General features: G+C 57.1%; 12 protein-coding genes. 4 read left to right on the plus strand and 8 right to left on the minus strand.

All coding sequences use genetic code 11. The features are described from left to right. Positions 1-65 precede the first annotated feature (65 nt). Both NWQ23_RS12425 and NWQ23_RS12430 read right to left on the minus strand, forming a co-directional pair. Complete coding sequence (locus tag NWQ23_RS12425) at positions 66-1,478, minus strand: Glu/Leu/Phe/Val dehydrogenase (protein WP_306166685.1); 1,413 nt, start codon at positions 1,476-1,478, stop codon at positions 66-68. Continuing rightward, positions 1,475-5,077 (minus strand): hydantoinase B/oxoprolinase family protein, encoded by a 3,603-nt coding sequence (locus tag NWQ23_RS12430; RefSeq protein ID WP_306166686.1) that lies wholly within the window; start codon positions 5,075-5,077, stop codon positions 1,475-1,477. The genes NWQ23_RS12425 and NWQ23_RS12430 overlap by 4 nt, the downstream gene beginning before the upstream one ends. 122 nt (positions 5,078-5,199) lie before the next feature. Here NWQ23_RS12430 and NWQ23_RS12435 point away from each other — a divergent pair, with 122 nt between their 5' ends. The 3 genes from NWQ23_RS12435 (at position 5,200) to NWQ23_RS12445 (ending at position 8,063) form a co-directional block, all read left to right on the plus strand. After that, a complete protein-coding gene (locus NWQ23_RS12435) occupies positions 5,200-6,159 on the plus strand; it encodes a TRAP transporter substrate-binding protein (protein ID WP_306166687.1) in 960 nt (319 codons plus the stop codon). Positions 6,160-6,309: 150 nt separating this feature from the next. Next, positions 6,310-6,759 carry a TRAP transporter small permease gene (locus tag NWQ23_RS12440; RefSeq protein WP_306166688.1) on the plus strand — a complete coding sequence of 150 codons (450 nt, stop codon included), beginning with the start codon at positions 6,310-6,312 and terminating at the stop codon, positions 6,757-6,759. Positions 6,760-6,761: 2 nt separating this feature from the next. Further along, positions 6,762-8,063 (plus strand): TRAP transporter large permease, encoded by a 1,302-nt coding sequence (locus tag NWQ23_RS12445; RefSeq protein WP_306166689.1) that lies wholly within the window; start codon positions 6,762-6,764, stop codon positions 8,061-8,063. Here NWQ23_RS12445 and NWQ23_RS12450 read toward each other — a convergent pair. After that, positions 8,060-8,581, minus strand: coding sequence for a winged helix DNA-binding protein (locus NWQ23_RS12450; RefSeq protein ID WP_306166690.1), 522 nt, complete (start codon positions 8,579-8,581; stop codon positions 8,060-8,062). The two genes, NWQ23_RS12445 and NWQ23_RS12450, sit on opposite strands and share 4 nt — an antisense overlap. A 466-nt stretch (positions 8,582-9,047) precedes the next feature. Here NWQ23_RS12450 and NWQ23_RS12455 point away from each other — a divergent pair, with 466 nt between their 5' ends. Further along, positions 9,048-9,647 (plus strand): rhomboid family intramembrane serine protease, encoded by a 600-nt coding sequence (locus NWQ23_RS12455; protein WP_306166691.1) that lies wholly within the window; start codon positions 9,048-9,050, stop codon positions 9,645-9,647. 82 nt (positions 9,648-9,729) lie between these two features. Here the strand turns inward: NWQ23_RS12455 and NWQ23_RS12460 are convergent, their stop codons facing one another. The 5 genes from NWQ23_RS12460 to NWQ23_RS12480 all read right to left on the minus strand — a co-directional run bounded on the left by NWQ23_RS12460 (position 9,730) and on the right by NWQ23_RS12480 (position 13,722). Next, positions 9,730-10,338 carry a glutathione S-transferase family protein gene (locus tag NWQ23_RS12460; RefSeq protein ID WP_306166692.1) on the minus strand — a complete coding sequence of 203 codons (609 nt, stop codon included), beginning with the start codon at positions 10,336-10,338 and terminating at the stop codon, positions 9,730-9,732. Further along, on the minus strand, positions 10,335-11,342 hold the full coding sequence (locus tag NWQ23_RS12465; RefSeq protein WP_306166693.1) for an aldehyde reductase: 1,008 nt from the start codon (positions 11,340-11,342) through the stop codon (positions 10,335-10,337). The genes NWQ23_RS12460 and NWQ23_RS12465 overlap by 4 nt, the downstream gene beginning before the upstream one ends. A gap of 84 nt (positions 11,343-11,426) precedes the next feature. Continuing rightward, positions 11,427-11,810 (minus strand): hypothetical protein, encoded by a 384-nt coding sequence (locus NWQ23_RS12470; protein WP_306166694.1) that lies wholly within the window; start codon positions 11,808-11,810, stop codon positions 11,427-11,429. Between the two features lie 129 nt (positions 11,811-11,939). After that, positions 11,940-12,692: a type 1 glutamine amidotransferase domain-containing protein gene (locus NWQ23_RS12475; protein WP_306166696.1), complete on the minus strand. Its 753-nt coding sequence runs from the start codon at positions 12,690-12,692 to the stop codon at positions 11,940-11,942. 100 nt (positions 12,693-12,792) lie between these two features. Then, complete coding sequence (locus tag NWQ23_RS12480) at positions 12,793-13,722, minus strand: AraC family transcriptional regulator (RefSeq protein WP_306166697.1); 930 nt, start codon at positions 13,720-13,722, stop codon at positions 12,793-12,795. Between the last annotated feature and the right edge of the window lie 276 nt (positions 13,723-13,998).

Raw genomic sequence — 13,998 nt, forward strand, 5'->3', positions numbered from 1 at the left:
CCACTGTCTGCTTTGCGGACGGAGCGGACCTCTTGTGACTAATCTTGCAGGTCTGCTCTGGTTGGTCAAAGGCCCATGGCCCTATAGGCGAGGGCCACCCGTTCGATTGAGATTTGGTATGCGGCTTCGCGCAGCGACTTTGGTTTATCCCCGTTGCAGGCGTTCGCGCGTGCTGACACCTGGGCAAAAGCCTGAAAGATCATCTCCTCCAGACCAGACCTTACGAGGTCAATTTCCTGTCTTGGGCTGAGGAACCCGTCTTGATCTTCATTTGGAAACTGCTTGCCGGTCATCTTCTCGAGCGATCTGGCAAGTGTGCGGTGATCGCGTTGTTCATATCGCCGTTCCATGAGACCGAAGGGGATATGTGTGAGGTTTTTCACCCACTCGAAATAGCTGACAATCACGCCGCCCGCATTGGCAAACAAATCCGGTATCACGATAATTCCCATATCCTGAAAGATCTGGTCGGCCGCGAAGGTCGTCGGTCCATTCGCTGCTTCGACGATCAGCTTTGCTTTGATGCGTGTCGCATTGTCCTTATGCAGCACGCTTTCCATCGCAGCGGGGATAAGAATGTCACATGGGTCCTCTAGCGCTCTTGGGCCGTTCGGGTCGTACGTCCCGCCAGCATAGCCTTTCACACCACCCGTGGTCGTGAGGTGCTTGCGTAACGCATCAATATCCAGACCGTCCGGGTTTCGGATAGCGCCGTCCCTTTCGATGACCGCAGTGATCCTGCACCGGTCTTCCTGACTGAGGAATTTCGCCGCATGAAAGCCCACATTTCCCAAACCTTGCACGATGACCTGTCGCCCAACGAGACTATCGGACACGAAACCCGCCCGGGTCCGGTCCAATTCAGAGCCAAAGAATGCCTGAATGGCGTATTGCACGCCGCGCCCTGTGGCTTCTGTGCGTCCATCAATCCCACCACCGCCTACCGGCTTGCCAGTCACGCAGCCCATTCCATTGATGTCATCAGGCTTGTGGCGGCGATACTCGTCCGCAATCCACATCATGGTCTGTTCGTTCGTGCCCATGTCAGGGGCCGGCACGTTTGTCGCCGATGACAAGAAGCCGTGGCGCATCAGTTCTTGAGCGAAACGACGGGTAATCTTTTCAAGCTCGTGAGGCTCCCACGCGGTGGGATCAATCTCCAGCGCGCCTTTTGATCCACCAAAGGGGAGATCCAGTAGCGCGCATTTATAGGTCATCAACGCGGCAAGCGCTTCGACCTCGTCCTGATTGACGTTCAAGGCATAGCGTATACCGCCTTTTGCGGGCGCATTATGCGTTGAATGCGTTGCGCGCCAACCGCGAAAGGTGAACATGCGCCCGCGCAGGCGCACCCCGAAACGCGTGACATAGGTGGCATTGCAGACTTTGATTTTTTCAGCAAGCCCGTCGGGAAGGTCCAATTGCTCTGCCGCGCTATCGTACATGGCCTCGACATCACTCAGGAAACCGGCACTCATTGGCCTGCCGCTCCGTATCCGCCACCCCCGGGGGATTTGAGAACGAACACATCCCCGGGTTCCATTTGTGCGACATCGTTCCCTTTCAAAAGTTCGACGGTGCCGTTCGCGCGAATGACCGAGTTCTCCCCGACAGCACCGGCCTGTCCGCCCGCCGCACCATGAGGGGCCGTTTCGCGGTGCGATGACAGAACCGTTGCAGTCATGGGCTCCAGAAAACGCAACTTGCGTTCGATGCCGTTTCCGCCGGTGAAGGCGCCTGCTCCACCAGACCCGCGACGGACCGAGAACGCGTCCACACGCACTGGGAACCGTGTTTCCAGAACTTCTGGATCGGTCATCCGGGTGTTTGTCATGTGGCTGTGGACCGCATGCGCCCCGTCAAAACCGCTCCCTGCGCCGGTGCCTCCGCAGATGGTTTCGTAGTTCTGAAAGGTGTCATTGCCGTAGACAAAGTTGTTCATTGTCCCTTGGCTGCCCGCTATCACTCCCAAGGCCCCATAAAGTGTGTCTGCAATGGCCTGACTAACCTCTGTGTTGCCCGAGATGACCGCAGCCGGGGCTTTCGGATTGATCATCGATCCTTCGGGAATGATCAGGTTGAGCGGCTTTAGACACCCTTCATTCATCGGAATGTTCGATCCGACGAGCGTACGAAACACATAGAGCACTACCGCGTGGCATATGGCCTTCGGTGCGTTGTAATTGAACGGATCTTGGGGGGAGGTGCCGGTAAAATCTATCGTTGCCTCGCGCGCGGCCTTGTCCACCGAGATTGCAACCTTGATCCGTGCGCCACTGTCGAGCGGGTATGTAAAGGCGCTGTCGTGAAGAACATCCAGCACGCGCCGCACGCTTTCTTCGGCGTTGTCCTGGACATGGCCCATATAGGCGTGGACGACATCCATACCAAACTGGCGCGTGATTTTTGTCAGCTCTTGCACCCCCGTGGCATTGGCCGCAATTTGCGCAGCAAGGTCGGCCATGTTCTGATCCACATTGCGACAAGGATATGCGCCCGAAGCGAGCAGTGCTCGCGCCGCGGCGTCTTGCAGAACGCCTTGTTTGACCAACAGAAAATTGTCGATCAACACGCCTTCTTCGTCGATGTGGCGGCTGTCAGGCGGCGCTGATCCGGGCGTTTTGCCGCCAATGTCCGCGTGGTGCCCGCGTGAGGCGACAGTGTAGATAATATCTTGTCCGGCATCATCGAAGACAGGTGTGATGACCGTCACATCCGGCAAATGCGTGCCACCGTTATATGGATTGTTCATCATGAACACGTCGCCGGGGCGGATGCGCCCGGCATTCTGGCTCAGAATGGTGCGCACGCTGTCGGACATGGACCCGAGATGAACGGGCACATGGGGTGCGTTGGCCACCAAATCACCCCGCGCATCAAAGATGGCACAGGAAAAATCGTAACGTTCCTTGATGTTTACCGAATAGGCCGTGTTGGCCAAAGTCGCGCCCATCTGTTCGGCGATCGACATAAAGAGGTTATTGAACACCTCAAGCATAACGGGATCGACGGTCGTACCGATCGCTTCGGAGCGCACAAGCGGAACGACGCGTCGCAGGATCAGATTGCCATTCTGCGTGCATTCCGCCTGCCAGCCGTGTTCCAGAACATTCGTTCCGGTCTGCTCTGTCAAAATGGCGGGCCCATCAATTCTGTCGCCTGCCACAAGTGTTGTGCGGTCAACCAAAGGCGCGTCGATCCAGCGACCCTGGCTGAACATGGATGCTGTCTGCTCGGATCTTTTCTGGTTCCGCGGCATGGGCAAGGCCACGCTTTCGCCCGTCGACCCAATCGCCTCGGCGGTCAGCAGATCGATAATCAGGCCTGCATAATCGGGGATAAAACCGAAGCGTTGTTCATGTGCAGTATCAAACGCGCTGCACATTTCGCTGACCGAACCAAAGGGCACCTCAAGTGTCTGATGTGCGCCATCTGTTCTGATATGAGCGGTTCGCACGACCCGAATGTCTTTGGCGTCGATCCCTTGGGCGACAACCTCTGCGATGGCCAAATTCTCTAACGTGCCCATTTCCGAAGTTGCCTCAATGATCTTTTCGATCGGGGCGGCAAACTGATGCTCACGGATCGCGCGAACATCGGCCAAACCCATGCCGAAGGCCGACAGCACACCCGCGAAAGGGTGAATGAAAATACTTTCCATCCCCAAGGCGTCCGCGACCAGACAGGCATGTTGTCCGCCGGCGCCGCCAAAGCAGTTCATCGTGTATTTGGTAACGTCATAGCCGCGCTGCACGCTGATCTTCTTGATCGCATTGGCCATGTTCTCGACTGCAATCCGAAGGAACCCTTCGGCGATCTCTTCGACCGATTTTCCGCCACCAATTTGTTCGGCCAAAGCGTCAAACTTTGCACGCACCACATCAGCGTCCAAAGGTTGGTCGGCATTTGGCCCAAACACTGGCGGAAACTGGCTCGGCTGGAGCTTGCCCAACAAAACGTTGCAATCTGTCACGGTCAGCGGACCACCACGACGATAGGCGGCAGGGCCGGGATTAGCGCCCGCACTCTCGGGCCCGACCTGCATCCGACCATCGCGATAGGACAGGATTGATCCGCCCCCCGCCGCGACCGTGTGAATTGACATCATCGGTGCGCGCATCCGCACGCCTGCGACTTCGGTTTCAAAGCTGCGCTCGAATTCGCCCGCATAATGGCACACATCCGTTGATGTGCCGCCCATATCAAAGCCGATGAGCCGCTCGAAGCCCTGCTCGGATGCCGTTCGCACCATGCCAACGACACCACCGGCAGGTCCTGACAGGATTGCATCTTTGCCTTGGAACAACCGCGCATCGGTCAGACCGCCGTTGGATTGCATGAACATCAGGCTATCACAGCCGCCGGAGGCAGAGTTCAGAGCATTGGCAACCTGGTTCACATAGCGTCGCAATATGGGTGAAAGATAGGCGTCGACAACGGCCGTATCACCGCGTGAAACTAGTTTGATCAAGGGGCTGGCACGGTGGCTCAGCGATACTTGGGTGAACCCGATCTGTTCGGCCATCTTGCCCAAAGCGATCTCATGATCTGTGAAGCGGTACCCGTGCATGAGTGCAATCGCAACCGAGCGGTACCCTTGCCCATATGCCCGTGACAGTACCGTTCGCGCTGCTTTCAAATCCAGTGGCGTGACGATCTCACCCTGCGCGCCCACACGTTCGTCGACCTCGACGACGTCTTGATAAAGGAGCTCTGGCAACTTGATTTCCAGATCGAAAAGGTCGGGCCGGTTCTGATAGCCAATCCGCAAGAGATCCCCGAACCCCTTGGTGATCATGAGCAGGGTCCGTTCGCCTTTGCGTTCCAACAAAGCGTTGGTGGCGACTGTCGTGCCCATCTTGACGGCAGCAATTTGCCCGCGAGGAATCTCTGCAGTTCCGTCCAGCCCCAGAAGGGACTTAATTCCGAAGACAGCGGCGTCTGGATAGACTTCCGGGTTTTCCGACAGGAGTTTGTGCGTCTTTAGCGTTCCGTCAGGTGCGCGCGCCACGATGTCGGTGAAGGTGCCGCCACGGTCCACCCAGAACTGCCATTTTTTTGTGCTTGTCGTGTCCATGCTGCACCCTCGAATCAAATTGTTGTTGCTTTATGGATATAACGCTGACAATTTGTCAACGTAATGAATAGGAACAGATTCGGGACCAACCGGACACGCATTACTCAACATCGGAGAGAGATATGAAACATACACTGATTTGCGCTGCCACCATTGCCATGGCGACCTCGGCGACTGCCCAAAGCTGGGATATGCCGACACCCTATGGTGACGCGACCTTCCACACACAAAACATCATGCAGTTTGCCGATGACGTCCGCGAGGCGACAGGTGGCGACCTGGACATTACAATCCACTCTGCAGGATCACTTTTCCCGCATTCTGAAATCAAAAGCGCCGTGCGTAACCGGTCTGTCCCTATGGGCGAATTCTTTTTGTCGACCCTGTCCAACGAAAATTTGGCCTTTGGTATCGACAGCCAACCTTTTGTGGCGACCAGCTATGAAGATGCGGCCAAGCTATGGGATGCACAGCGCCCCGTGATTACTGAACTTCTGGCCGAGCAGGGTCTGATGCCACTGTTCTCCGTGCCGTGGCCTGCGCAGGGTCTGTACACCAATGGTGAAATCGCGACAGTCGAAGACCTCAATGGATTGCGTTTCCGCGCCTACAATGCGGCTCTGGAAGAGTTTGCGACACTCGCTGGCGCAGCACCTGTTCAGATCGAAGCCTCCGACATTCCACAGGCCTTTTCGACCGGCCAAGTGGCAGCAATGATCACGTCACCTTCCACAGGTGTGAATTCCACGGCATGGGATTTCGTCACGCATTACACCCCGATCAACGCATGGGTTCCCAAGAACATCGTGGTGGTGAACCAGCGCATGTTTGACGGCCTTGACGCAGATACCCAAGCGGCCGTCCTCGCTGCCGCCGAAACCGCGCAAACACGCGGTTGGGAAATGTCCATGGCCGAAGCCGAAAGCATGACTGCCGCATTGGCCGAGAATGGGATTATCGTCTATGAACCAAGTGCGGAGCTGATCTCGGGCTTGCAGGACATCGGCGCGACCATGCTTGCAAATTGGGAAGCCAATGCATCTGAAAGCGCCTTGGCCATCCTCGAAGCCTACAGCAATTAAGGACTGAAAAACATGGGGTTGGTGTCCGCGCGGACTTCAACCCCCTCTTGTCTATTGAATGGGGGCACAGGCGATATGGGCCGATATCTTCAAAAAATATATGACTACTGCGGTGCTCTCGCTGGTGGACTGATTTTATGCATCTGCCTCTTGATCAGCGCCCAGATCGTGTTGAATGCCTTTGGCCGTTTCTCACCTGGTACGTTGCCGTCAACGATCCCCTCTTACGCGAATTTCTCTGGCTATATGCTGGCAGGAGCAACGTTTCTGGCCCTGGCCCATACGCTACGGTCAGGCGGCCATATCCGCGTCAACCTGATCACGACCAGATTGCCGGTCCGGATGCAGTTCTTGGTTGAAGGTTTCTCCTTGATCGTCGCTGCAGCACTGATTGGGTATGCAACTTGGTTCATGGGCAATCTGGTACTGGAAAGCGTCCACTACGGCGATGTGTCCACGGGTATCGTGCCAATACCACTGTGGATTCCACAATCGGTCGCCACATTTGGCATCGCGCTGCTGCTGGTTGCGTTAATTCACACGTTTGTCGACCTTTTGCAGGCCGGCGAACCAATTCTGTCCTCACCGGACGAGGTGTAGTCATGAGCGATCCAATGATTGCACTAACCCTGCTCGGGCTGCTGATCGGACTTTTGGCGCTTGGGGTCTGGGTCGCGGTATCCCTGACGATTGTCGGGCTTGCAGGGCTGGTGTTTTTTTCCAACGCGCCCTCCGGTCTGGTCCTTGCCTCCACGTTTTGGGGACATTCACACAGCTGGTCACTGACGGCGTTGCCATTGTTCATTCTGATGGGAGAAATTCTGCTTCGGTCACGGATGAGCGACGACATGTTCACAGGTCTTGCGCCGTGGTTGTCGCGGGCTCCCGGGCGTTTGCTGCATGTCAACGTCTTTGGCTGTTCCATCTTTGCCGCCGTGTCGGGCTCTTCTGCAGCGACAGCGGCCACGATCGGGCGCATGTCCATTCCCGAGCTGACAAAGCGAGGATATCCCGAGAGCCTGATCCTTGGCACGCTCGCCGGATCGGCCACACTGGGTCTTCTGATCCCGCCCTCTATCATCCTTATTGTCTACGGTGTCGCCACCGAACAATCCATCGCCCGCCTGTTCATCGCCGGCATCCTGCCTGCCTTTATGCTTATCACGTTGTTTGCAGGTTACGTCGCCGTTCGTGCGTGGATGAACCCCGACCTGATTCCGCCCATGGACAAGTCGTATTCGTTTCGCGAGAAACTGAGCGGGACCAAACGGCTGGTTCCGGTGGCGCTGTTGATCGGCGGCGTGATTGGGTCGATCTATGGCGGGCTCGCATCGCCGACAGATGCGGCCGCCTTGGGCGTTGTTCTTGCCACGATCATCGCTTGGCTGTCCGGATCGTTCAGCTGGGCATTGTTCGGAGCTGCGGTGATGTCGGCTACGCGCACATCGTGTATGATTGCACTGATCCTGGTGGGGGCCGCGTTTTTGTCCGTCGCCATGGGATTCACCGGGCTGCCACGAAACCTCGCCTCATGGATTTCGGATATGAACCTGTCCGTTACGGCTCTGTTGGTCGCTCTCACGATATTCTTCATCATACTTGGCTGTTTTCTGGACGGTATCTCTGTGATCGTTCTGACCACATCCATCATTATGCCCATGGTTACAGCTGTAGGGATCGACCCGATCTGGTTTGGAATCTACTTGGTCATCGTGGTCGAAATGAGCCAGATCACCCCTCCCGTGGGCTTCAATCTGTTCGTGATTCAAGGGCTGACCGGGATCAATATCCTGCGCATTGCCAAGGCTGCCTTCCCGTTCTTTTTGCTTCTTTTGCTCGGGATTGTCCTCATCAGTATCTTTCCGCAGATTGTCACTTACCTGCCAGATCTGATGAACAATTAGAGCGAAGCTGCAGCGCGGCTGGCCTGATCGTATTGTCCTGACAATGCACGCAGCTTGGCCGCCATCGCGCGCATCTGCTCTCCGGTCATATCGAGATGGGACAAGCCATCCAACAAGCACCGCTCGCGGACTTTGCGATAAGCTTCGCAAAGCGCCGCACCGCTTTCGGACGTGCTGTAGAACACTTCTTTGCCGCGCTTCTCGGATGACAACAACTCCATCTTCATGAGCTTGCGTAGGGCGTAATTCACAGTGTGGGTATCTTCGATATTCAGCAGAAAGCAGATGTCTGTCAGGCGTTTGTCACGCCCCCGATGATTGGTGTTGTGCAAAACGAGAATTTCAAGTGGCGTAAGATCGGTGTTGCCTGCTGCGGACATGCACCGCGTCATCCAGCGGGAAAAAGCGTTGTAGGCGATGATCATGCCGTATTCGACTTCCGACGTTTCCCAGCCTGCGCCTTCGGCAAGGTGACGCGAGGAAACAATACGGCGTTCGGGGTCAGGTATCACAGTCATTTTATCATCCATTTACAAATGTTTTATCAACATAGCGGATTCGAAATCACTTTGGTAGGCATCCGCTCAACGCGGGTCGTTGTAAGCTTTGCTTAACTCATGAATAGCAAGTTTCCCCCGTAGCAGACATCCGATGCAACGCTGCATTCCTGCTTAAGGCGCTCACAGTCAGGGGGCGCGCGGTGGCTAGATTGGGGACTTTTCCATGGTTCGAGAGCATTGATGTTGCGGCAAAGGTTGCCGGGCTCCTTGCTCATATCGCGCGCTGCACCGGATTTGCGCTGCCAGACCGCGAGCGTGATGTCATCATGCCCCTGAGGTGAGGGAACTCACTGTGAAATGGACGTTGTTATCTTGGGTTGGGCTGTGGCCACATTGGCCGCCCTGACCTCCGTTCCCGTAGCCGTACCCTGTATAGAGCTCGAAAGCCGTTGAAGGCCTTGCGGAGAGGTCTACTGTCGCCAACATGATGAATCGGGATCACATGCGCGTCTTCTTTCGGCGCGCCGCGGCGCTTGTCGCCTTTGTTGCGCTGCTTTGGGCGGTGCAGGTCATCAATTGGATCATCGGGTACGGTTTGAACCCGGCCTTCGGGCTGATCCCCCGATATCTCGGCGGGTTGGATGGTGTCATCGCTATGCCCTTCCTGCATGCGAGCTTCGCGCACCTGATGGCCAATACGCCGCCGCTTTTGGTTATGGGTGGGCTTCTGGTGGCCACGACCACGCGGGCCTTGCTGGCCGTGAACGCCGTGGTGATCGGCCTCGGCGGCGGTCTCGTGTGGCTGTTCGGCGGCGCGGCCATCCATATCGGTGCGTCAGGGTTGGTCTTCGGCTGGTTCGGCTTCCTCGTGACGCGCGGTCTTGTGGATCGCTCCCCGATCACGCTGGGCGCGGCAGTGGTGGTCGGTGTCCTCTATGGCTCCATTCTCTGGGGCGTCCTTCCGGGCCAACCCGGCGTCTCGTGGGAGGCGCATCTCTTCGGCGCCATCGCGGGCGCGGTCGCTGCAGTCCTTGTCCGGACGCATGTCCATGCGCCGCGCCTCGGCGGCGTCGATCTGGACTGAAACAGTGCAATCGGCCCCTGGCGGTCTTCGGGCTTTGATTCCTTCGCTAAAGCGCGGCATCCCAAGAGCAGCCATGCGCATCTCAGCCCGGCGACAACGCAATCGCCCGGGCAGTGGCTGGTCGCAAGACGTTACGTTCAATCCAAGCCATGACATTGCTGCATGCCGTCAACCGCTCGTCCTCCATCATCGGTGCCATGCCTGCCCAGGCAACAGCGGCCATATCGGCGATGGAATAGTTGCCGGCAATATAGGCGCGCCCTTCCAGCTGCTTCTCAAGAACCCCGAACAGGCGCGCAGTCTCGTTCTTGTAGCGGGTTTCGCCATAAGGGACCTTTTGCTCAAGGCCGCGAAAGTGGTTGGCCTGACCCATCATCGGGCCGAGGCCGCCCATCTGCCAATGAAGCCACTGAGTCACCTCCCATCGGTCCTGCAGAGTTTCACCTCCGAATTTCCCGGTCTTTTCTGCCAGATATTGCAAGATCGCGCCGGACTCCATCAGGCTGATCCCGGTATCATGATCGACGATGGCCGGGATCTTCCCGTTGGGGGAAATCTTGAGATATTCGGGGGCGTGCTGTTCGCCAGTGCCGATGTTGACCCAGTTGATCTCGTATTCAACGCCCATTTCCTCGAGCGCGATAGCAACCTTATAGCCGTTGGGTGTGCCCCAAAGATATGCCGTAATCATTTTGATTTTTCGTTCATTGTGTAGGTCTGGACAGCTGTCGCCGAGGCAATCAGCGCGTCCTTGACCGGAATGAATTTGAACCCGAAGGTCTTTTCGGCCTTTGCGCCAGAGACGGCGAGGGTCCGCCCAACATTCGCAAGAACCCCTTTCACGTCCTTGGAAAACAGCCCCATGATGCGCAGCAGCCAAACGGGTGCCTCACGGCTTGGCGTCTTGAGCGCGGAATCCCATTCCTTCAGCATTCGCGCAAGTTCAAGGAAGCGATGCGTCCCGCTCGCGGCGGCGAACCGCTCGCCTTTGGTGGCTTCCAGATCGATGGCCGCCACATGCATCCGTGCCACATCCCTTACATCCACCGCGACCATATCCATCGGCGGGGCCATCGGAACCTTGCCGGTCATAAGCTGCTCGACCAGTTCGAGCGACGAACCGTAGCGGGCATCCATCGGGGGGCCAAAGACAGCACCCGGGTTGATGGTGGTCAGCGCGATATCGGGGGTCTCGGCGACAAAGTCCCAGGCCGCTTTCTCGGCCAGCATCTTGGAGGCTTCGTAGGCCCCGACAGACGGATCATCAGGCGTCGTCCAATATGTCTCATCCGAAGGCTGCATCTTGGGCTTGTCCGCCTGCTTGTAGATCGCTGCGCAGGACGACGTCAAAATCACGCGCTTGATTCCGGCTTCTTTGGCCGCGCGCATCGCGCGCAGCGTGCCATCAACCGCGGGGCGGATCAGGTCTTGCGGATCTTTTGGCTCGGTCAGTGGAAATGGCGAAGCCGTGTGGATCAAGACATCACAGCCCTGCAACGCATCCTGCCAGCCTTCATCTTTCGTCAGATCCAAGGTGGCAAATTCCAGCGCCGCATCGGGAAACAGCCCCTGCAATTCATCCTTGCGCTTGTCGGAACGGACCGAGGCGCGAACCTGATAGCCTTGCGCCAGCAGTTCGCGCAGGATGTGTTTGGCGATGAAACCGGAGGCGCCGGTCAAAAAGACTTTGGTCATTCGAAGGTTCCTTTTCTGGGTAAGAACAAGATTGCGAGGGACCCATCCAATGCCATGTTGGATCGGATGCCGCCCGGATTGAGGTCACGCTTTGGCCGCCATCCTCGCCGCCCACAGGGACAGCAGGCCGATTGGCAAGAGCATCACGATTTGGGGAAAGAACTGGCCGTAAATCGCGCTCGTCACGACAAAGACCATGGCCAAGCCCACGTATTGAATGCCGATATAGCCCGGCAATAGCGTCACGGCTGGATCGGTCACTTCCTTTCGGCTGACATAGAACAGGGTCAGGGAGGACAAGTACAGCACGACGGAAATCATGTGCCATGCGGAATGGAGTGTTGCTTTCACGAGGTCGGGCGCATCCGACGCTGTCAGCGGCGCAACAATAGTCGCCTCTCCTACGAATGTGTGAACGACGGCAACAGCGAGATTAATGATCGCGGCAATGCTCAGTGTCATCTTCATGTCTTGCTCCTCTTGGCGCAATTTCTGCCGGTTTCCCGTTGGATCTTTATCTTTTTTCAACACGGGCATGTGTCGCCCATGTTGCATTTCCGTTGGTGCGATTGGTTGGGCCGAAATGGCCCCAGAGCGCTACTCGGACAAAGCCTCGATCAGCAGATCGGAGAAAAGCCGCGTGCTATGCTGTTGCTGGCCCGTGATGATCTGGCCGTCGCGGATTGCGAATGGTGCGAGTGGCGCGGCGGACTCGAAGGTGGTCCGCGGGTTCTTCTTTGCCTCGGTCTCGATGGTGTAAGCGTTCACCGTTGTACCAAGGGCCGCGTTCATCATTTCTTCTTCGCTGTCGGGATAGCCCGTCCATGTCTTGCCATCGGCCATCAGTGTCCCGTCACTGAGCGTCGTCCAGAGCATCAGGCAGGTGCCGTGGCAGATCAGGCCGACGATTTTGCCGCTCTCGTAGAAATCAGCGATCAGCTTGTGCAGCGCGGTGTCGTCCTTGAACGTGACCAATGGGCCACCGCCACCGGCGACGCAAACCGCATCATACTGGCTGACATCCACATCTGCGATTGAAGGGGTGTTTTCCATCAGCTTGCCGAAGGTCGTGTGGTGTTTGAACCCAAGCGTGATCAGATCGTTGGGATATTGTGTCGCTTCATTCTCAGGATCAGAGAAGCCGTCGAAAGCGACCTTGCCCCCTTTGGGTGAGGCGATGTCGACAGTGCAGCCGGCTTGCATCAGATCAAAGAAGGGGCCGGTCATTTCTTCGGCAAAGAACCCGACAGGAAACCCAAGCAGCGTGGCCGGATTCGAGACGATATAGAGCACCTTCTTGCCCGCAACATTTCCGTTTGCATGGCGGCGGATAGCGGTAGATGTGGTCATGATTCCTCACAAGGGTTAGGTTGCTTTGGATTCAGTGTGGTCATTCAGGCAAGCTACGTCACTCGCAGGTTGCGCCAGACTACTTGCACAATGTGCCATCTTATGCGCTCAGTCTATGTGCCTCGCGCCAAGCCTCGGGCGTGGAGCCTGTCCAGCGGCGAAAAGCTCTGAAAAACGAGTTGGGGTCTTCAAAGCCAAGCAGGAAGCTGACTTCCGCCGCACCAAGGCTCGTATTTGTCAGGTAGTGTTGCGCTAGCCGCATTCGCGCCGCGTTGAGAACGTCCAACCAGGACGTGCCTTCTTCTGATAGCCGCCTTTGGAGTGACCGGCGGCTGACAGCGAGTTCTCCAGCCACATCGTCTATCTGCGTCCGTCCGCTGGGCAGCAGTTCCAGAAGGGCATTTTCAACACGAGCGCGCATGCCGAGGTCCTCGCGGGCCGCGTCCATCCTGCGCCGCAAGTCCGGCTCGAAGGACTGCCACATTAGATTGTCATGCGTCAGAAACGGTCGCATGGCGTCGATGGGATCGAGGCTGAACGATGCGGAGTCACCATGGACCACCCCACACCCGAACCAGTCTTCAAACGCAGTCTTTTCCTCTAGCGTTCCCGGTAGTGTGACTGCCCGCGGTACGACACGCCGGCGCGTCGCGCGACGCAGTAAATTGACGAGGAAAACGATCTCAGTTGTCGCGAGCGTCGTTGGCAAATCGGGGCGATACTTGCATCGGAAGCTAAACCGGGTTTCGTTGGACATCACCTCGACATCAAGGCTGAAGGCGCCCACAAGGCGTTTGAACTCTCCAAGCCGCTGTCCGGCCACTGTCATGTTGGGCGCGCACATGGCTGCAAAAAAGGCGGGATCGAAGAATTCGCTCGCTTCGATCTGACCGAGTTTAAGCGCCAGCGTTGACGACTGCGCCTCCGCATCAAAGCTCTCCCAAAGTGCATAGAATTCATCCAGCGTGATGCGGCTGCCGTCACCGTCTAACAGCCCACTCGGCAGGCCCGCACGGCGTAGAACTGCCACGGCGCTGAGTCCAAGATCGGCTAACATCAACCGCCAGACTTTGCCCACGTGGACCGTTGGTAGATGAGATGATCGCTGCATGGCTCCTCCAAGAAGGAACGATACAGAACCAAAGCCATTCAGCCAAATACCCTTTGCGCCAATCCACTTGCGGGATGTGCCATCGCATCTGTTTGTCGCTCGACCTGCATAACTGGCGGCGGGCCGAATGATCGAATGAATGTCGGCCTCCGACGGCGATTAGCCTCGCTCTTATCCAGCGCGCGGTCTTGCGGT

It is taken from the genome of Yoonia sp. (assembly GCF_030731595.1).
Classification (GTDB): domain Bacteria; phylum Pseudomonadota; class Alphaproteobacteria; order Rhodobacterales; family Rhodobacteraceae; genus Yoonia.

Excerpts from the sequence above, each read along its gene's own strand:
- NWQ23_RS12450 (WP_306166690.1), bottom strand. The coding sequence starts at position 8,581 with ATGACTGTGATACCTGACCCCGAACGCCGTATTGTTTCCTCGCGTCAC.
- NWQ23_RS12445 (WP_306166689.1), top strand. The coding sequence starts at position 6,762 with ATGAGCGATCCAATGATTGCACTAACCCTGCTCGGGCTGCTGATCGGA.
- NWQ23_RS12455 (WP_306166691.1), top strand. The coding sequence starts at position 9,048 with ATGATGAATCGGGATCACATGCGCGTCTTCTTTCGGCGCGCCGCGGCG.
- NWQ23_RS12470 (WP_306166694.1), bottom strand. The coding sequence starts at position 11,810 with ATGAAGATGACACTGAGCATTGCCGCGATCATTAATCTCGCTGTTGCC.
- NWQ23_RS12430 (WP_306166686.1), bottom strand. The coding sequence starts at position 5,077 with ATGGACACGACAAGCACAAAAAAATGGCAGTTCTGGGTGGACCGTGGC.
- NWQ23_RS12460 (WP_306166692.1), bottom strand. The coding sequence starts at position 10,338 with ATGATTACGGCATATCTTTGGGGCACACCCAACGGCTATAAGGTTGCT.
- NWQ23_RS12475 (WP_306166696.1), bottom strand. The coding sequence starts at position 12,692 with ATGACCACATCTACCGCTATCCGCCGCCATGCAAACGGAAATGTTGCG.
- NWQ23_RS12435 (WP_306166687.1), top strand. The coding sequence starts at position 5,200 with ATGAAACATACACTGATTTGCGCTGCCACCATTGCCATGGCGACCTCG.
- NWQ23_RS12425 (WP_306166685.1), bottom strand. The coding sequence starts at position 1,478 with ATGAGTGCCGGTTTCCTGAGTGATGTCGAGGCCATGTACGATAGCGCG.
- NWQ23_RS12465 (WP_306166693.1), bottom strand. The coding sequence starts at position 11,342 with ATGACCAAAGTCTTTTTGACCGGCGCCTCCGGTTTCATCGCCAAACAC.